Below are 18223 nucleotides of genomic sequence, written 5' to 3'. Positions count from 1 at the left end.
ACGCCGACTAAGGAGAGTGCATTGATCAGGAAGACCGTGTCATCCGTTCTCGTGGCCGCAGGACTCGTCGCCGGAGGGCTCGTGGGCGCCTCCGCCGCGCAGGCCGCCCCTTCGGACTGCCCGACGGGCTATTTCTGCATGTGGCCCGAGTACGAGCACCGGGGCACGCCGCAGAAGTACAGCTGGCACAAGAGCGACCTCGGTTCCTTCAAGAACCGGGACCGTTCGTCGTACAACCGGATGTCGCAGGCCGGGATGGAGCTCTACCGGCAGACCGGCTACGTCGGATACATCGCCTGCTCCAGGCCGGGGTCGATCTGGACGCACCACAGCCCGGCGCTGGACACCGAGTCCGTCTACAAGGTGTCGAGCTGCTGACACGCCGCCGCGCGCGGGGGCCGGTACGGGGAGCCGCGCGCCGGCCCCCCGTACCGTCCGTCGCCGACCCGAGGAAGGCCGTCATGATCCGCCGTGGTGCACTCGTCCGTCCGCCGCTTCTCACCGCCGCGGTCCTCGCGCTGTCCGTCGCCGCCTGCTCCGCCCCCACCGCCGGTTCGCCTCCGCCGGCCTCGACGCGTACGGGCACCCCTCAGCCCGGCCCGGCGGAGCTCCGGCGTCTGGCGGACGGCCTGGACCTCGCGCCGCGCACCCGGCAGGTGCTGCACGAGGCCGAGTCCGCCCTGGTCCGGGAGTGCATGGCGGAGAAGGGGTTCGCGTCCTTCCACGAACCGCTGTCCCTGGAAGCGGCCAGGGCCACGGAGGAGAACCGGACGAGGGAGCTGAGCGGGGACGACGTGGACCGGGCACGCCGGGAAGCCTTCGGCGCCGACCGCCCGCAGACGCGGGCCACCGACACCGGACGCCGGGAAGCGGCCTACCTGGCCACGCTGTCCCCGGCCCGGCGCGACGCGTGGGTCCGGGCGCTCCACGGAGACCCCGCACAGCGGATGGTCGAGGTCGAGGTTCCGGGCGTGGGGACGCTGCGGGCCCCCACGGACGGGTGCTTCGCCTCCGCCAGGACCGGACTGTACGGCGACTACGAGAAGTGGGTGCGCGCGGACGCGTTCGTCACCTCCCGCTACCTGCCCGTGAACGAGGCGGTACGGAAGCAGCCCGCCTACGTCCGGGCCACGCAGCGGTGGAGCGCCTGCATGCGCGCGAACGGCCACCACTTCGCCGATCCCGGCGCGGCCGCCCGGTCCGCGGGCGCCACCGGGAACGGACCGGCGGCGGTACGGCTGGCGGTGTCGTCTGCCGTGTGCGACCGGCAGACCGGGCGGTCGCGTACCCATCGCGAGCTGTTCCGGCGGCAGACCCTCCAGTGGGTGAGGGAACACCATGCCGAGGCTCTCGATTTCACCGTCCTCAACCGCCAGGCCGCAGGGCGCGCCACGGCGCTGACCACGGCGAGGTGACGTCACCGCCCCCTGCATGGGCGAACCCGCGCTCCGGCGGAAGGGGGCCGCGCAGGGTCGCCCCCGCAGGGGTCGGCGGCACAACCCGGGCACCCGCCCTCAGGCCCCGAGCCGCCCCCGCCACCGCCACCAGCGGCACCACCAAGCCAGGCCCACCACCATCACCGCACCCCCTGTGACCCGCCTCACCCGCGCCCCGCTCACCTGCCGCTTCCGCCCCTCGGATGGCCTCCGCCGACCCCCGGGGCTGTACAGGCCGCTACGCGCGTAGATATGCTCCCCTGGTGACCATGCCCACCAATGCACTTGCTGACGTGACCGCGTCCGACAGCACTCTGCGCCGCTTCCTTCACGGGCTGCCCGGTGTGGATGCCGTCGGCCTCGAGGCGCGTGCCGCCGCGCTCGGTACGCGCTCGATCAAGACCACGGCCAAGGCGTACGCCCTCGATCTGGCCATCTCGATGATCGACCTGACGACGCTCGAAGGCGCGGACACCCCGGGCAAGGTCCGGGCGCTCGCCGCCAAGGCCGTACGTCCCGACCCGACCGACCGGACCACCCCGCACACGGCGGCGGTCTGCGTCTACCCCGACATGGTGGCGACCGCGAAGGCCGCGCTGGCCGCCGCGGGCGCGACCGAGGTGAAGGTCGCCTCCGTCGCCACCGCGTTCCCCGCCGGCCGCGCCGCGCTCGACGTGAAGCTCGCGGACACCCGTGACGCCGTCGCCGCCGGGGCGGACGAGATCGACATGGTGATCGACCGGGGCGCGTTCCTCGCCGGGAACTACATGAAGGTGTACGAGGAGATCCGCGCCGTGAAGGAGGCCAGCGGCGCCGCCCGCCTGAAGGTCATCTTCGAGACCGGCGAACTCTCCACGTACGACAACATCCGCCGCGCCTCCTGGCTCGGCATGCTCGCGGGCGCGGACTTCATCAAGACCTCGACCGGCAAGGTCGCGGTGAACGCCACCCCCGCGAACACGCTCCTGATGCTGGAGGCGGTGCGCGACTTCCGCGCCCAGACGGGTATCCAGGTGGGTGTGAAGCCCGCGGGCGGCATCCGCACCTCCAAGGACGCGATCAAGTTCCTGGTCCTGGTCAACGAGACCGCGGGCGAGGACTGGCTGGACAACCACTGGTTCCGCTTCGGCGCGTCGAGCCTGCTGAACGACCTGCTGATGCAGCGTCAGAAGCTGGCCACCGGACGGTACTCCGGTCCCGACTACGTGACGGTGGACTGATCACCATGGCATCTGCATTCGAGTACGCACCCGCTCCCGAGTCCCGCTCGGTCGTCGACATCGCCCCCTCGTACGGCCTGTTCATCGACGGCGAGTTCACCGAGGCCGCCGACGGCAAGGTCTTCAAGACGGTCGCCCCGGCCACCGAGGAGGTCCTCTCCGAGGTCGCCCAGGCCGGCGCCGAGGACGTGGACCGGGCCGTGAGGGCCGCCCGCAAGGCGTTCGCCAAGTGGTCGGCGCTGCCCGGCTCCGAGCGCGCCAAGTACCTGTTCCGCATCGCGCGGATCATCCAGGAGCGCTCCCGCGAGCTGGCGGTCCTGGAGACCCTGGACAACGGCAAGCCGATCAAGGAGACCCGCGACCACGACCTGCCGCTGGTCGCCGGGCACTTCTTCTACTACGCGGGCTGGGCCGACAAGCTGAGCCACGCGGGCTTCGGCCCGGACCCGAGGCCGCTGGGCGTGGCCGGCCAGGTCATCCCGTGGAACTTCCCGCTGCTGATGCTCGCGTGGAAGATCGCCCCGGCGCTGGCCGCGGGCAACACGGTCGTGCTGAAGCCGGCCGAGACGACCCCGCTGTCGGCGCTGTTCTTCGCGGACGTGTGCCGCCAGGCGGGCCTGCCCAAGGGCGTCGTCAACATCCTCCCCGGCTACGGGGACGCGGGCGCCGCGCTGGTCGAGCACCCGGACGTCGACAAGGTCGCGTTCACCGGCTCCACCGCGGTCGGCAAGGCCATCGCCCGGCAGGTCGCGGGCACCCGCAAGAAGCTCACGCTGGAGCTGGGCGGCAAGGGCGCGAACATCGTCTTCGACGACGCCCCGATCGACCAGGCCGTCGAGGGCATCGTCACGGGCATCTTCTTCAACCAGGGCCAGGTCTGCTGCGCGGGCTCGCGCCTGCTGGTGCAGGAGTCGGTGCAGGACGAGTTCCTGGACGCCCTCAAGCGCCGCCTGTCCACGCTGCGCCTGGGCGACCCGCTGGACAAGAACACCGACATCGGCGCGATCAACTCGGCCGAGCAGCTGGCCCGGATCAAGGCGCTGGCGGACACCGGCGAGGCGGAGGGCGCCGAGCGCTGGTCGCCCGCCTGCGAGCTGCCGTCCCAGGGCTACTGGTTCGCGCCGACGCTGTTCACCGGCGTCACGCAGGCCCACACGGTCGCCCGCGACGAGATCTTCGGCCCGGTCCTGTCGGTGCTGACGTTCCGTACGCCCGCGGAGGCGGTCGCCAAGGCGAACAACAGCCAGTACGGCCTGTCGGCGGGCATCTGGACGGAGAAGGGCTCCCGCATGCTCGCGGTCGCCGACAAGCTCCGCGCGGGTGTCGTCTGGGCCAACACATTCAACAAGCTGGACCCGGCGTCGCCGTTCGGCGGCTACAAGGAGTCGGGCTTCGGCCGCGAGGGCGGCAGGCACGGCCTGGAGGCGTACCTCGCCCTGTCGAGCCGGGAGGGTGAGCGCTGATGAGCAGCACCGATGAGCACAACCGTCTGAGCGTCTTCAAGACCTACAAGCTGTACGTCGGGGGCAAGTTCCCCCGCAGCGAGAGCGGCCGGGTGTACGAGGTGACAGACAGCAGGGGCAAGTGGCTGGCGAACGCGCCGCTCTCCTCCCGCAAGGACGCGCGTGACGCGGTCGTCGCCGCGCGCAAGGCGTTCCCCGGCTGGTCGGGTTCCACGGCGTATCTGCGCGGCCAGATCCTGTACCGGGTCGCGGAGATGATGGAGGGCCGCCGGGGCCAGTTCGTGCGCGAGGTGGCGGACGCGGAGGGCCTGTCGAAGTCGAAGGCCGCCGAGGTCGTCGAGGCCGCCGTGGACCGCTGGGTCTGGTACGCGGGCTGGACCGACAAGGTGGCCCAGGTGCTCGGCGGCGCGAACCCGGTGTCGGGGCCGTACTTCAACCTGTCCACGCCCGAGCCGACCGGTGTCGTCGCGGTCGTCGCCCCGCAGGAGTCGTCGCTGCTGGGCCTGGTCTCGGTGCTCGCCCCGGTGATCGCCACGGGCAACACCGCGGTCGTCGTGGCCAGTGAGAAGGCCCCGCTGCCGGCGCTGTCGCTGGCCGAGGTGGTGGCCACGTCGGACGTGCCGGGCGGTGTCGTGAACATCCTGTCGGGCCGTACGGCGGAGATCGCCGCGCCGCTCGCCGCGCACCAGGACGTCAACGCCATCGACCTGACGGGCGCGGGCGCCGAGCTGGCCCGCGATCTGGAGGTCGCGGCGGCGGACAACCTCAAGCGCGTACTGCGTCCACAGGCTGTGGACGGCGGCGCGGACTGGACCGCCGACCCGGGTACGGGCCGCCTCACGGCGTTCCTGGAGACCAAGACGGTCTGGCACCCGACGGGCTCCCTGGGCGTGTCCGGCTCGGCGTACTGACCGCCGGCCGCGCGGACGGCCCCGCCTTCCCGTGTCCGGGGAGGCGGGGCCGTGTCGCGTGCGGGCGCCCGCGTGCGGGGCTCCGCCGCCGCTTCAGCCGGGGATGAGACCGCCCAGCAGGGGACCGGCGACGGGCAGGTCGGGCGCGCTGGTCAGCGAGCCGGTCACGGATGTCGTGTCGACGGGCCGGAAGTCCGAGACCTGCGTGCCGACCCCGTTGTCGAGCGGGTCCACGCCCGTGCCCGCCAGCGGGTTGATCTTCAGGTGCTTCACCGGGGCCGCGACGTGCGGGACCGTGTCCGTGACGGCCTGCACGGCCGCCGCGGGGTCGACGTCCCGCAGGTCGGCCGCCTGGGCCTGGCCGCCGGCGGCGCCGAGCGCGGCGCCCAGGGCCGACACGGTCAGTCCGGCCTTCAGCAAGCGGTTCATGGGAGTTCCTGCCTGGAGGGGGTGAGCGGTCGGACACACACCGTAGGCGAGGTGTGATGCTCGATACCAACGGGTCCCCGGCGGGGTCCCCCTACCGGGTCAATGGTTCACACTGGTGTCCCGTGAGTTCCCAACCGATCCCGACCCGCGTCGTGCTGCTCGCGGGCCCCTCAGGCTCCGGCAAGTCGTCCCTCGCCGCCCGCGCCGGCCTTCCCGTGCTCCGGCTCGACGACTTCTACAAGGAGGCCGGCGACCCGACCCTGCCGCTCGTGCCGGGCAGCACGGACATCGACTGGGACTCCCCCGCGTCGTGGGACGCGGACGCGGCGGTCGCCGCCATCACGGAGCTGTGCGCCACGGGCCGCACGACGGTCCCGGTGTACGACATCTCCACGAGCTCCCGCGTCGGCAGCGAGCCCCTGGACATCGCCCGTACGCCGCTGTTCATCGCGGAGGGCATCTTCGCCGCCGACATCGTGCGCCGCTGCGAGGACCTGGGCGTGCTGGCGGACGCGCTGTGCCTGCGGGGCCGGCCGTCCACCACGTTCCGCCGCAGGCTGCTGCGGGATCTGCGGGAGGGCCGCAAGTCGGTGCCGTTCCTGCTGCGGCGCGGGTGGCGGCTGATGCGCGCGGAGCGGTCGATCGTGGCGCGGCAGACGGCGCTCGGCGCGCATCCGTGCGGCAAGGACGAGGCGCTGGGCCGGCTGGCGGCCGCGGCGGCGGGCCGCCACCGCACGCCGAGGGCCCCGGAACCGGCGTAACGGACGCGGCACACGCCCCCGGCGCGAGCGGACTGCCGCACGCGCCGGAACACGGTCCGTACGGTCCGGACGCCGGGACACGGCCCGCACGGTACGGACAGCCGGCGTCCGGACACGGCCCGACAGCCGGGGCGCGGCCCGGACACAGGAGTGCGCCGGACAAGCCCCCCAGCTTGCCCGGCGCGGTGTTTCCCCCGTGATACCCCCCGTTTCCCCCGTGGGTACCCCCTTGCTTCCCCGCGGCCGTGGAGGCTGCCCTCCGCGGCCGGCGGGAGCGGGTTCCGGGGCGCGAGGATCCCCCCGTGATCCCCGGGACTCCCGGTCCCCGCTTCCTCCCCCGTGTCCCCCCGTGCGGGATCCCACGTCCCCCGTGGATCCCTTGCCGGGCCCCACGTCCCCCGTGGGCCCCGTTCCCCCCGTCCCTCAGGCCACGAGCTGGCCGAAGGACTCCTCCTGGTCACGGCCGAAGCTGAGGACCTCGTCCTCGCGCAGCCGGCGGAGCGACCGCCAGATGCTCGACTTCACCGTGCCGACGCTGATGTCCAGTATGTCCGCGATCTCCGGGTCGGTGCGGCCCTCGTAGTAGCGCAGGACCAGCATGGTGCGCTGCAGTTCGGGCAGCCGGGCGAGCGCCTGCCAGAGCACCGCGCGCAGTTCCGTGCCGCGCATCGCGTCGGAGTCGCCCACCGTCTCCGGCAGTTCCTCCGTCGGGTACTCGTTGAGCTTGCGCCTGCGCCAGGCGCTGATGTGCAGGTTCGTCATCGTGCGGCGGAGATAGCCGCCCACGGCCGCCTTGTCGCTGATCCGGTCCCAGGCGCGGTACGTCGAGAACAGCGCGCTCTGCAGCAGGTCCTCGGCCTCGTGCCGGTCGCCGGTCAGGTGGTAGGCGGTGGCGTACAGGGAGGCGCGGCGCTCCTGGACGTAGGCGGTGAACGCGGCTTCCGCGCTCGCCCTCCCCGCCGGGGCCTTCCGCTCTCCCGTGACCTCCCCGTACGCCCTTCCCCCGTCAGACAGGGCGACCACTCGGGGCGCCTTGTGCTGACGTCCGACACCGCGGCCGCACCCCCGCATGGTCGCGGTGCCGGACTTCTCACCGCTCCGCGCGACGTCGTGGAGACGCGTGACAACTGCGTTCGAGGTGGTGCTGTGCTGCACTGCGTTCATCACGCCCCCCTGTCGTCGTGGAGTCGGCCGGTCCGTTCATCCGTGTGGAAAAAAGACTGCCGAGGGGAGTTCATGACGGTGTCCGCCGACTGTCACAGGCGTGTCACAGGGGCCGGTGACATACCGGTCTGGTACCGGACGGGCCCTGGGAGCGCTCCACGGGTCGAACTCGTCTCCTCCCATGGGACAGAATGACGCCGTGCCTTTCCTGTTGCTGATCGAGGACGACGACGCCATCCGCACGGCCCTCGAACTCTCGCTGTCCCGCCAGGGCCACCGTGTGGCCACCGCGGCGACGGGTGAGGACGGCCTGAAGCTGCTCAGGGAACAGCGTCCGGACCTGATCGTCCTGGACGTGATGCTGCCCGGCATCGACGGTTTCGAGGTGTGCCGCCGCATCCGGCGCACGGACCAGCTGCCGATCATCCTGCTGACGGCCCGCAGCGACGACATCGACGTGGTCGTCGGCCTGGAGTCGGGCGCGGACGACTATGTCGTCAAGCCGGTGCAGGGACGGGTGCTGGACGCGCGGATCCGGGCCGTGCTGCGGCGCGGTGAGCGGGAGACGACGGATTCGGCGACGTTCGGTTCGCTGGTCATCGACCGGTCCGCGATGACGGTGACGAAGAACGGCGAGGAGCTGCAGCTGACGCCGACCGAGCTGCGGCTGCTCCTGGAGCTGAGCCGCCGGCCGGGTCAGGCGCTGTCGCGGCAGCAGCTGCTGCGGCTGGTGTGGGAGCACGACTACCTGGGCGACTCGCGTCTGGTGGACGCGTGTGTGCAGCGGCTGAGGGCGAAGGTGGAGGACGTTCCGTCGTCGCCGACCCTGATCCGTACGGTGCGCGGCGTCGGCTACCGGCTCGATTCGCCCGCGTGAGCATGTGTGAGGAACAGGACGGCACGTCGGGCGGTGCCGCGAAGGGCGGGCGGAGAGCGCTGAGCGCGGGCAAGCGGTGGACGAGTCTGCGGGTGCGGCTGATCGTCGTGTTCGGTCTTGTCGCGTTGACGGCGGCCGTCTCGGCGTCGGGGATCGCGTACTGGCTGAACCGCGAGGCGGTGCTGACGCGTACGCAGGACGCGGCGCTCGGCGACTTCAAGCAGGAGATGCAGAACCGGGCGGCCGCGCTGCCGCTGCGGCCGACGCCCGAGGAGCTGCGGCGGACCGCCGAGCAGATGGCGCAGGGCGGCGGCGGGTACAGCGTGGTGCTGCTCGGCGAGCGTGACGAGGGCAAGCCCATCGTGGGCGTCTCGGACCCGGACCGGTTCACGCTGCGCGACGTGCCCGCGTCGCTGCGGGCGGCGGTGGACGAGGAGCAGGAGCTCGGCGCCGGCAACCAGCACTCGTACCACGTGTTCTGGCTGCGGACGAATCTGCGCGGCACGCCGTACCTGGTGGGCGGGACGCGGATCATCGGCGGCGGGCCGACCGGCTACATGCTGAAGTCGCTGGAGCCGGAGCGGCAGGACCTCAACTCGCTGGGCTGGTCGCTGGGTGTGGCGACGCTGCTGGCGCTGCTGGGCTCGGCGCTGCTGGCGCAGGTCGCGGCGACCACGGTGCTGAAGCCGGTGCACCGGCTGGGCGAGGCCGCGCGGCGGCTCGGCGAGGGCAAGCTCGACACGCGGCTGCGGGTGTCCGGCACGGACGAACTGGCCGAGCTGGCTCGGACGTTCAACAGCGCCGCGGAGAGCCTGCAGAAGAAGGTCGCCGACATGAGCGCCCGCGAGGAGTCCAGCCGCCGGTTCGTGGCGGACATGTCGCACGAGCTGCGCACACCGATGACGGCGCTGACCGCGGTGACGGAGGTCCTGGAGGAGGAGCAGGACAGCCTCGACCCGATGGTCGCGCCGGCGGTGTCGCTGGTGATCAGCGAGACGCGGCGGCTGAACACGCTGGTGGAGAACCTGATGGAGGTCACGCGGTTCGACGCCGGTACGGCGAAGCTGGTCCTGGACGACGTGGACGTGGCCGACCAGGTGACGGCGTGCATCGACGCGCGGGCGTGGCTGGACGCGGTGGAGCTGGACGCCGAGCGGGGCATCGTGGCGCGGCTGGACCCGCGCCGGCTGGACGTCATACTCGCCAACCTGATCGGCAACGCGCTGAAGCACGGCGGTTCGCCGGTGCGGGTGTCGGTGCGGACGGCGGGCGACGACCTGCTCGTGCGGGTGCGGGACCACGGGCCCGGCATCCCGGAGGAGGTACTGCCGCACGTCTTCGACCGGTTCTACAAGGCGAGCGCGTCCCGGCCACGTTCGGAGGGCAGTGGGCTCGGGCTGTCGATCGCCATGGAGAACGCGCTGATCCACGGTGGTGACATCACCGCGGCCAACTCGCCCGACGGGGACGGCGCGGTGTTCACGCTGCGGCTGCCCCGCGACGGTTCGGAGGTCGCGGCCCGCGACGGGGACGCCGGGGAGGGCGGCTCCGGGCGGAGTGGGGACGGCCGCGACGGCCGACGGAACGACGGTCCAGGGGATGAGGAACAGCACAGTGGCAAGCGGGATGCGCGTGCCTGACGCGGACGTACGAACGGCCCGCCGCCGGTCGGCCGGGGCCCCGCGGGCGGCTCGCGGCCTGCGGGTGCTGGCCGCCGCGGCCGTGCTGGCCGCGGTGACGGCCGGTTGCGGCATCCGTACGACGTCGGTGCCGGTCGACGCGGGCGGCGCGCCGTCGCGGGTGCCGTGCAGCCTGTCGGAGGCGGCGCTGACGGCGGCGCCGGACGCGGGCGTGCCGACGCGGGTGTACCTGGTGTGCGCGTCGGGCCTGGAGCCGGTGCACCGGACCGTACGGCCCGAGGGCGCCGGGCCGGGTGACTCGGCGCGGGTGGCGACGGCGCAGGCCCTGCTGGAGGCGATGCGGGAGCGGCCGTCGGAGCGTGAGCGGCAGGCGGGCTTCACGACGTACCTGGACGAGCCGCTGAAGGTGGCGGCGGGCCGCGCGGGCGACCCGGAGGGCGCGTTGCGGCTGAGCCGCCAGCCCGAGGACCTGCCGCCGGCGGCACTGGCGCAGATCGTGTGCACGTACGCCGAGTCGGACGCCACGTCCGTGAGCGGCACGGTGCTCCTGGGCGGCCCGGGGAAGTACCCGGTGCGCCGGTACGTGTGCGACGAGTCGGTGAAGGCCCGCCCGGAGAGCCCCCTGCCGACGAGGGCCCCCTGACCCCCGCACGCCGACCGGCCCCCTGACCCGCACTGTGCCTGTGCGGTGCGCGGGAGCCTGACGGCCGCACTCTGCCTGCACGGCGAGCGGGAGCCCGAAGGCCGCACTCTGCCTGCACGGCGAGCGGGAGCCCGAAGGCCGCACTACGCCTGCACGGCGAGCGGGAGCCTGACGGCTGAGCACCGGGACCGCGAGCGGAGCCGAAGGGGCGCGCGGGTGCCGAGAGGACGGCCGCGCGCAGCGCCCGAGGAACGAGGGCCGAGCACGGACGTCCTCTCGGCACCCGCACAAAGCGCCCCGGAGGCGAAGCGAGCCAAGAAGAAAGGGGAACCGATCCTGCCGGGGTGCGCGTCTTGGGGGGCGTGCAGCGTCAAGGTCAGGGCGGCATGGCCGCCATCCGCTACCGCGTGGCGGGGCTCGCTCTTCTCGTCGTCCATCTGGGGCTCGTGGGGTGGCTGACGCTGCGGCCGCTGGATGTGATGTGGGTGACGGCGGCGAATCTGGAGCCCCTGGCGGGGATAAAGGCCGATCTGGCCCTGGGTCCGGCGGAGGCCGCGCGGCGGATCGGTGAGGGCCTGCTGCTGCTGGCGCCGCTGGGTGTGCTGCTGCCGCTGGCGGACGCGCGGCTGGACGTGGCGCGGTGGGCGTCTCTCGTACGGACGGTGTCGGCGGGGGCGCTGGTGTCCCTGGGGATCGAGCTGCTGCAGACGGCGGTGCCGGGCCGGGTCGTGGACGTGGACGCGGTGCTGTTGAACACGACGGGTGTGGCGCTGGCGCATCTGGCGGTCGTTCCGGCGTGGCGGACGCGGCTGCGGCGCAGGCTGGCGGCCGGTCCGGGGGGCGGTGCCGGGGGGCCGCGCGCGGGGGCCGGTGCGGGGCGTCCTGCGGGGTCCGTCGCGGGGAGGAGCCGGCGGCGGGGCGGTGCCCTGCGCCGGGAGGACGTTTCCCAGGGGGCGACCCCGAGGATTCCCAGGGTCGGGATCGCCCCGTAGTCCGATGCTTTGTCCGGGGTAGGCGGGGAGGATGGACGTATCGGAGGCCGGTCGGCGGCTTCCGTGAAGCCCTGACGAAGGAGCCCACCATGGCCGCACTTGCCCGCCCGCGCGACGGACGCATGATCGGTGGAGTGTGCGCGGCGCTGGCCCGGCGTTTCGGCACCTCGGTGACGACGATGCGGGTCATATTCGTCGCGTCGTGTCTGCTGCCGGGACCGCAGTTCCTGCTGTACCTGGCGCTGTGGATGCTGCTGCCGTCGGAGAAGTCCGCGAACCCGGCCTGGTAGCGGCCGCGGCGTTCGCGCCAGGCCTGACGGCGACCGCACGACGGCGGGCGCGCCCCTTTTCCGGGTGCGCGCCCGCCGTCTTCGTGTGCCGTGCCGGGTCAGCCGAGGCCGGCGGCCGGGAGGCTGCCGCCGACGGGGAGGCCGCCGAGGAGGCCCACGACGGGGTCGACCGGGGTGTCGACGGGGACGGCGGGGGCGGCCTGGGTGACGGCGCCGAGGGCGCCTTCCGCGATGGCGGCGGTCTCGCCGGCGCCGCCGGGGAGGGCGGAGACGGCCTGCGCGACCGGGAGGGCCTTGGTGGCGGTCTCCAGGACGGGACCGGTCGGGACGGCGGTGAGCGCGGAGGCGCTGCCGGCGGCGGAGACGGCGAAAGCGGCACCCAGCGCGGCGACACCGAGGGTCTTGGCAGCGGACTGCTTCATCGAAATTCGTCCTTGGGGGTATTCGGGGGCATGAGCGGCTCTGCAACCTAGCGATCGCGTGATGCGGCCCGCAAACACCGCCGAACGGCCGGGTCGTGGTTTTCCCGGCCGTTCCCGCTGCCTCGCGCGTCGTGTCGTCTCAGGCGGTTTCGCTGGAAGAAGCCCTGGTGGTGACGGTCTGAGTGAACAGCCATTCGGATTTCAGCTCGGCGTATCCGGGCTTGATCACATCGTTGATCATGGCGAGTCGTTCATCGAAAGGAATGAACGCCGACTTCATTCCATTGACCGTGAACCACTGCATGTCGTCGAGCGTGTAGCCGAATGTCTCGCTCAGCAGCTCGAATTCCCGGCTCATGCTGGTGCCGGACATCAGCCGGTTGTCGGTGTTGACGGTGGTGCGGAAGTGGAGGCGGCGGAGCAGGCCGATGGGGTGCTCGGCGTAGGACGCGGCGGCGCCGGTCTGCAGATTGGAGGTGGGGCACATCTCCAGGGGGATGCGCTTGTCCCGTACGTAGGCGGCGAGGCGGCCGAGGGTGACGGTGCCGTCGTCGGCGACCTCGATGTCGTCGATGATGCGGACGCCGTGGCCGAGGCGGTCGGCGCCGCACCACTGGATGGCCTGCCAGATGGAGGGCAGGCCGAACGCCTCGCCGGCGTGGATGGTGAAGTGGTTGTTCTCCCGCTTCAGGTATTCGAAGGCGTCGAGGTGGCGGGTGGGCGGGAAGCCCGCCTCGGCGCCCGCGATGTCGAAGCCGACGACGCCCGCGTCGCGGTGGGCGTTGGCGAGTTCGGCGATCTCCAGGGACCGGGCGGCGTGCCGCATGGCCGTGAGGAGGGCGCCGACGCGGATGCGGTGGCCGCGTTCGCGGGCTCGGCGCTCGCCCTCGCGGAAGCCGTCGTTGACGGCGGCGACGACCTCGTCGAGGGTGAGGCCGCCCTCCAGGTGCTGCTCGGGGGCGTAGCGCACCTCCGCGTACACGACGCCGTCGTCGGCGAGGTCCTCCGCGCACTCGGCGGCGACGCGGAAGAGGGCGTCGCGGGTCTGCATGACGGCGCAGGTGTGGGCGAAGGTCTCCAGATACCGCTCCAGCGAGCCGGAGTCGGCGGCCTCGCGGAACCACCGGCCGAGCCGCTCGGGGTCGGTCTCGGGGAGGGCGTCGTAGCCGCACGCGCGGGCCAGGTCGACGACCGTGCCGGGGCGCAGCCCTCCGTCGAGGTGGTCGTGGAGCAGGACCTTCGGGGCTCGGCGGATCTGGTCCGCGGTGGGGAGGTTGAGGTTCTGGCTCGTCATTCGCGCACTGTAGCCCTTCACTCGATACGGAACAGTGACCGCGTGTACGGGTGGCGTACACCTCCTCTTCTGAGACTGTTCTGCCATGGCACACCACGCACTCGTAGGGCCGGGCCGTGCTCGGCAGCCGCGCCTGGGGCGGGCCGTCGGGGGGTCGGACGCGACGGCGGTCGGAGGGGTGGTGCTCCTCCTGCCGGACGGCGCGGCCGAGTCGGCGCGCAGGGCTTCGCCGTTGCACCGGGCCGCGCTGCTGCCGCTGGCGCGGCGCCTGGTCCGGGCGGGCCGCGACGACGGGGTGACCGCGCATGTGGTGCGGTACCGGGGGCGCGGCTGGAACGGCACGGACGCCCGGCTGGCGGCGGACGCGCAGTGGGCGGTCGCCGAGGTGGTGCGCCGCCACGGCGACGTACCGGTGTGCCTGGTGGGGCACGGCATGGGCGGCCGGGCGGCGCTGCGGGCGGCGGGGCACGCGGCGGTCGCCTCGGTGCTGGCGCTGGCGCCGTGGCTGCCGGAGGACGACGTGGCGGCGGAGCCGGAGCCGGTACGGCAGTTGGTGGGCCGTCAGGTGCTGATCGTGCACGGCACGACCGACGCGGTGGCCCATCCGGACCTGTCGTACCGGCTGGCCGTACGCGCGAAGAAGGCGAACCGGTCGACGTGCCGCTTCGAGGTCCACTCGGACGGGCACGCGCTGCGCCAGCACCACGAGGAAGTACTGTCGCTGGCCGCCGACTTCGTGCTCGGTTCGCTCTTCGGCCGCCCGTACACCCGGCCGGTCACCGACGCGTTCGCGGCGCCGCCGCCGCTGGGGCTGCGGATGCCGCTGGCGGCCGGGTTCGGGCGGTCGCTGCGGCCCTGAGCCGCCGGGCGCGTGGCGGTCACCGGTCGTCGTCGCGGCGGCGGCGCGGGTCGGGCTCTCCCCCGGCGATGGTGTCGGCGTACTCGGACGGGTCGATGGTGCCCTCGCGGTCCGGGTTGATGCCGGGGCTGCCGCCGGGCTGTCCGCCGCCGGTGGTGCCGTACCCGCCGGGGATGCCGGGCACGCTGTCCGCGTCGGCCTCCTCGCGGGTGACGTGCCGAGTGGCGCGGACGCCGGCGCGGCGCTCGCCGTGCGGATAGCTGAAGGGCCGGGACCCGGCGCGTTCCTCCTCGGCGCGGCGCGCCGCCTCGGCGGCCTCCGCCTCGTGGCCGGCGCGCTGGTCGACCGGGCGGCGCCCGGTGTCCCGCTCCTGTGCGCCGTGCGGCCCGGTGCTGTCCCGTCGTACGGGGTGCTGGTCGTCGTTGCTGGTCATGTCCGCCGGGTACCCGGACCGCGCCGACCGATGCCGCCGCCCCCTCGCGCGGTGGGCGCGCCGGGTGCGCGGAACATCGGGCGCGCGGCGCGGGGGCCGGGCGGGTGTACGGGGCGCGTGGCGGGCGCGGCTACTGTTCGGCGACGCCCAGGAGGCGGCCGCGGCGGGACAGCAGGAACTTCTTGAACGCCGCGACCGGGGGTGTGTCGGGGCGGCCCGCCTGCCAGGCGACGCCGATCTCCCGTACCGCGCGCGGCGCGGTCACCGTCAGCTCCACCACGCCCGGCCGGGGCACGGCGGGCGGCGGCAGCAGGGCGACGCCGAGGCCCGCGGCGACCAGGCCCCGCAGCGTCTCGGCCTCCTCGCCCTCGAACGCGACGCGCGGCCGGAAGCCCGCCTCGGCGCACAGGTCGTCGGTGATGCGGCGCAGCCCGTACCCCGGCTCCAGGGTCACGAACGCCTCGTCGGCCGCCTCCGCGAGCCGGATCCGCTTGCGGCCCGCCAGCCGGTGGTCGTCCGGCACGACCAGCCGCAGCCGCTGCTCGTCCAGGCGCCGCCCGACCAGGTCCGGGGCGTCGGGCACCGGCGAGGTCAGGCACAGGTCCAGCTCGCCCGCCCGCAGCCGCTCGATCATGGCCTCGCCGTAGTTCTGGACGAGCGTGAAGCGGACCTTCGGATGGTCGACGCGGAACGCCCGCAGCAGCGCGGGCACGGTCTCCGAGCCCATGGTGTGCAGAAACCCGAACGCGACGCGTCCGGCCGTCGGGTCCACGTCGGCGCGCACCGCCTCGGCGGCCCGCTCCACCTCGCCGAGCGCCCGCTCGACGGCCAGCAGGAACGTGCGGCCCGCAGGGGTCAGTGCCAGGGCGCGGCCCTTGCGGGCGAACAGGGTGACCCCGAGGTCGTCCTCCAGGCGTGCCACGGCCCGCGACAGCGTGGACTGCGGGACGCCCGTCTCGTGCGCGGCGCGCGTCACGTGCTCGTGGCGGGCCACCGCCGCGAAGTACGCCAGGCGAGGAGCGAGCAGCAGGCCCATTTCTTCTTCGTTACTGTTCAGTGACAGCCGAGGCTGCGACCTGTACTCATGCACCATGGGAACGATTAAAGCCGTTCCATGCATTGGACGCATGATCCGGCCCCTCCGTACGGTCGAGGCATGTCTCCCGCCAGTACCAAGGCGTCCACGGCAGCCGTGGACGCCGACACGCGCCTCGCCCCCGGACGCCCCGGCCACCGCCGCATGAGCCTCGCCCTCTTCGCCGCCGGCGTCGCGACGTTCGCCCTCCTCTACTCGACCCAGGCCCTGCTGCCCGCCGTCTCCGCCGACTTCGGCGTGACCGCTTCGGCCGCCAGCTGGACCGTCTCCGCCGCGACCGGCGCGCTCGCGCTGTGCGTACTGCCGCTGAGCGCCCTCTCGGAGCGGCTGGGCCGGCGGGCCATGATGACCGGCTCGCTGGTGACGGCCTCCGCCGTGGGCCTGCTGGTGCCGTTCGCGCCGAGCCTGGAGTGGCTCGTCGTGCTGCGCGCCGTGCAGGGCGCCGCGCTCGCCGGTGTGCCCGCGTCGGCGATGGCGTACCTGGCGGAGGAGGTCCGGCCGAAGGCGCTGGTCGGCGCGATCGGGCTGTTCGTCGCGGGCAACAGCGTCGGCGGGATGAGCGGACGGATCGTCACCGGCTGGGCGGCGCAGCTGTGGGGGTGGCGGGCGGGACTCGCCGCCGTGGGGCTGCTGGCGGTCGTGTGCGCGGTCGCGTACCGGCTGCTGCTGCCGGCCGCGCGGCACTTCACGCCGTCGCCGCTGGACCCGCGCGCGATCGGGCGGACGGTGCGCGGGCACCTGTCGGACCCGTTGCTGCTGCGGCTGTACGCGATCGGCGCGCTGTTCATGACGGTCTTCGGCGCGGTGTACACGGTGATCGGCTACCGGCTGGTGGAGGCGCCGTTCTCGCTGCCGCAGGGCGTCGTCGGGTCGGTGTTCCTGGTGTACCTGGTCGGTACGGCCTCGTCGGCGGCGGCCGGGCGGCTGGTCGGGCGCATGGGGCGGCGCGGGGCGCTGTACCTGGCGGTGGCGACCACCGCGGCGGGGCTGCTGGTGTCGCTGTCCGGTTCGCTGGCCGGGGTGCTCGCGGGCCTGGTGCTCATCACGGCCGGGTTCTTCGCCGGCCACGCGGTCGCCTCGTCGTCGGTGAGCCGCGCGGCGACGACCGGCCGGGCGCAGGCGTCGGCGCTGTACCAGTCGGCGTACTACCTGGGCAGCAGCGCGGGCGGCACGCTCGGCGCGGTCGCGTACCACGCGGGCGGCTGGGCGGGCACGGTCCTGCTGGGCCTGGCCGCGGTGCTGGGCGTCGTCTCGCTCACCCTGTACGGCACGCACCGGGCGCGCGTCGACGAGCGGCGGGCGCGGGAGCGGGACGGGGGCCGCGCCGGGCAGGGGCGGCGGACGCTGGTCGTGGCGGCGGGCGGCCCCCGCTGACGGACGGGCCGGTGCACGCCGGTGGACGCGCCCGTCGTGCGCCGTACCGCCCCTTCTGCTCCCGGTACGCCCTCGATAACGGAAAAGAGTCGGCTCTTGACGTAACCGGCCCGCTGCCCTGAACGTCCTACGGGACGACCACAGCGCGGCGTACGCGGGAGGGGAACAGGGGCATGGGGTTCAAGGGCGGGGCATGGCGGCGGCGCACCGGCGTCGCGCTGGGTGTGACCGGCATGGTGGTGCCGCTGACGATGGCGGTCGGCGCGGGCACCGCGCAGGCGGCCGCGTCGTGCACGGCGCAGACCGGGCCGTACCAGAAGCAGGTGGAGAAGTTCCTCGGCCGGCCGGTCGACGGCAAGCAGTCCACGGCGGACTGCAAGGCGATCCGCTCCTTCCAGCAGGCGCACGGCATCACGCCGGCCGCCGGCTACGCCGGGCCGCTGACCTGGCGCACGATGGACACGATCCTCAAGCAGCGGGCCGCCGGGAAGAACCCGAACAAGGCGGGTGCCTGCCCGGTCAACAAGGGCCGCATCGCCTGCGTCGACCTGACCCGGCAGCTCAGCTGGATCCAGGACGGCAGGAAGCTCGTGTACGGGCCGGTGCCGGTCCGCACCGGCCGCGACGGCGCGGAGACCCGCACCGGCGCGAAGAAGATCTATCACCGCAGCCTCAACCACTGGTCGACGATCTACAAGGTGTGGATGCCGCACTCGCAGTTCTTCGACGGCGGGCAGGCGTTCCACGCGACGAACAAGTCCATGTACAACCCGCCGGGTTCCGGGGGCTGCGTGAACATGCGCCCGAACGACGCGAAGGCATACTGGAACATGCTGAGGAACGGCGACGACGTGTTCGTCTACGGGCGCAAGCCCGGCACCTGACGGGCCGTTCCGGCCCGCGTTGTCAGTGCCCTCCG

20 protein-coding genes are annotated in these 18223 nt (G+C 73.4%); 14 read left to right on the top strand and 6 right to left on the bottom strand.

The features are described 5' to 3' along the window. Positions 1-36 precede the first annotated feature (36 nt). From ACSUPT_RS18970 to ACSUPT_RS18950, 5 genes are all read left to right on the top strand, one after another. A complete protein-coding gene (locus ACSUPT_RS18970; RefSeq protein WP_351963476.1) occupies positions 37-378 on the top strand; it encodes a peptidase inhibitor family I36 protein in 342 nt (113 codons plus the stop codon). 83 nt (positions 379-461) lie between these two features. Continuing rightward, positions 462-1415 carry a hypothetical protein gene (locus tag ACSUPT_RS18965; protein WP_436945054.1) on the top strand — a complete coding sequence of 318 codons (954 nt, stop codon included), beginning with the start codon at positions 462-464 and terminating at the stop codon, positions 1413-1415. Positions 1416-1705: 290 nt separating this feature from the next. After that, complete coding sequence (gene deoC / locus ACSUPT_RS18960; RefSeq protein ID WP_365725381.1) at positions 1706-2656, top strand: deoxyribose-phosphate aldolase; 951 nt, start codon at positions 1706-1708, stop codon at positions 2654-2656. A gap of 5 nt (positions 2657-2661) precedes the next feature. Next, complete coding sequence (locus ACSUPT_RS18955) at positions 2662-4119, top strand: aldehyde dehydrogenase family protein (protein ID WP_351963473.1); 1458 nt, start codon at positions 2662-2664, stop codon at positions 4117-4119. Next, positions 4119-5030, top strand: a complete 912-nt coding sequence (locus ACSUPT_RS18950; protein ID WP_351963472.1) for an aldehyde dehydrogenase family protein — start codon at positions 4119-4121, stop codon at positions 5028-5030. The genes ACSUPT_RS18955 and ACSUPT_RS18950 overlap by 1 nt, the downstream gene beginning before the upstream one ends. A gap of 93 nt (positions 5031-5123) precedes the next feature. Here the strand turns inward: ACSUPT_RS18950 and ACSUPT_RS18945 are convergent, their stop codons facing one another. After that, positions 5124-5459, bottom strand: a complete 336-nt coding sequence (locus ACSUPT_RS18945) for a hypothetical protein (protein WP_351963471.1) — start codon at positions 5457-5459, stop codon at positions 5124-5126. 56 nt (positions 5460-5515) lie between these two features. On the opposite strand from ACSUPT_RS18945, the gene ACSUPT_RS18940 reads away from it, so the two are divergent. Beyond that, the gene (locus ACSUPT_RS18940; protein WP_351963470.1) at positions 5516-6220 is read left to right on the top strand and encodes a uridine kinase family protein; all 705 of its coding nucleotides are present in this window, start codon (positions 5516-5518) and stop codon (positions 6218-6220) included. Between the two features lie 423 nt (positions 6221-6643). Here ACSUPT_RS18940 and ACSUPT_RS18935 read toward each other — a convergent pair whose 3' ends face one another. Continuing rightward, entirely contained in the window at positions 6644-7384 is a 741-nt protein-coding gene (locus tag ACSUPT_RS18935; protein WP_361654862.1) for a SigE family RNA polymerase sigma factor, read from the bottom strand. Positions 7385-7583: 199 nt separating this feature from the next. On the opposite strand from ACSUPT_RS18935, the gene afsQ1 reads away from it, so the two are divergent. The 5 genes from afsQ1 to ACSUPT_RS18910 all read left to right on the top strand — a co-directional run bounded on the left by afsQ1 (position 7584) and on the right by ACSUPT_RS18910 (position 11826). Continuing rightward, the gene (afsQ1, locus tag ACSUPT_RS18930) at positions 7584-8261 is read left to right on the top strand and encodes a two-component system response regulator AfsQ1 (RefSeq protein WP_198549299.1); all 678 of its coding nucleotides are present in this window, start codon (positions 7584-7586) and stop codon (positions 8259-8261) included. Positions 8262-8263: 2 nt separating this feature from the next. After that, positions 8264-9901, top strand: coding sequence for a HAMP domain-containing sensor histidine kinase (locus ACSUPT_RS18925; protein WP_361655017.1), 1638 nt, complete (start codon positions 8264-8266; stop codon positions 9899-9901). Continuing rightward, a complete protein-coding gene (locus ACSUPT_RS18920; protein WP_351963468.1) occupies positions 9888-10544 on the top strand; it encodes a hypothetical protein in 657 nt (218 codons plus the stop codon). Before ACSUPT_RS18925 ends, ACSUPT_RS18920 begins: the two co-directional genes overlap by 14 nt. Positions 10545-10930: 386 nt before the next feature. Next, the gene (locus ACSUPT_RS18915; protein WP_351963467.1) at positions 10931-11536 is read left to right on the top strand and encodes a VanZ family protein; all 606 of its coding nucleotides are present in this window, start codon (positions 10931-10933) and stop codon (positions 11534-11536) included. 89 nt (positions 11537-11625) lie between these two features. Next, positions 11626-11826, top strand: a complete 201-nt coding sequence (locus ACSUPT_RS18910; protein WP_351963466.1) for a PspC domain-containing protein — start codon at positions 11626-11628, stop codon at positions 11824-11826. Between the two features lie 98 nt (positions 11827-11924). On the opposite strand, the gene ACSUPT_RS18905 is transcribed toward ACSUPT_RS18910, so the two are convergent. Beyond that, positions 11925-12248 (bottom strand): ATP-binding protein, encoded by a 324-nt coding sequence (locus ACSUPT_RS18905; RefSeq protein WP_351963465.1) that lies wholly within the window; start codon positions 12246-12248, stop codon positions 11925-11927. A 139-nt stretch (positions 12249-12387) separates the two neighbouring features. Further along, on the bottom strand, positions 12388-13542 hold the full coding sequence (locus ACSUPT_RS18900; protein ID WP_436945049.1) for an adenosine deaminase: 1155 nt from the start codon (positions 13540-13542) through the stop codon (positions 12388-12390). Between the two features lie 85 nt (positions 13543-13627). On the opposite strand from ACSUPT_RS18900, the gene ACSUPT_RS18895 reads away from it, so the two are divergent. After that, on the top strand, positions 13628-14401 hold the full coding sequence (locus tag ACSUPT_RS18895) for an alpha/beta hydrolase (protein WP_436945047.1): 774 nt from the start codon (positions 13628-13630) through the stop codon (positions 14399-14401). 19 nt (positions 14402-14420) lie between these two features. Here ACSUPT_RS18895 and ACSUPT_RS18890 read toward each other — a convergent pair whose 3' ends face one another. Beyond that, positions 14421-14834: a hypothetical protein gene (locus tag ACSUPT_RS18890; RefSeq protein WP_361654853.1), complete on the bottom strand. Its 414-nt coding sequence runs from the start codon at positions 14832-14834 to the stop codon at positions 14421-14423. Positions 14835-14964: 130 nt separating this feature from the next. Next, on the bottom strand, positions 14965-15927 hold the full coding sequence (locus ACSUPT_RS18885; RefSeq protein ID WP_351963461.1) for a LysR family transcriptional regulator: 963 nt from the start codon (positions 15925-15927) through the stop codon (positions 14965-14967). A 63-nt stretch (positions 15928-15990) separates the two neighbouring features. Between ACSUPT_RS18885 and ACSUPT_RS18880 the strand changes: the two genes are divergently transcribed. Together ACSUPT_RS18880 and ACSUPT_RS18875 are read left to right on the top strand one after the other, a co-directional pair. Then, complete coding sequence (locus ACSUPT_RS18880; RefSeq protein ID WP_436945045.1) at positions 15991-17304, top strand: MFS transporter; 1314 nt, start codon at positions 15991-15993, stop codon at positions 17302-17304. A gap of 233 nt (positions 17305-17537) precedes the next feature. After that, positions 17538-18188, top strand: coding sequence for a L,D-transpeptidase family protein (locus ACSUPT_RS18875; protein WP_351963546.1), 651 nt, complete (start codon positions 17538-17540; stop codon positions 18186-18188). The last annotated feature ends 35 nt before the right edge of the window (positions 18189-18223 follow it).

The sequence above is a fragment of the Streptomyces sp. SudanB25_2051 genome, from assembly GCF_964272635.1.
In the GTDB taxonomy this organism is placed as follows: Bacteria; Actinomycetota; Actinomycetes; order Streptomycetales; family Streptomycetaceae; genus Streptomyces.
Note: the sequence above shows the minus strand (reverse complement) of the source record. Positions and strands in the feature narration are given on the sequence as shown.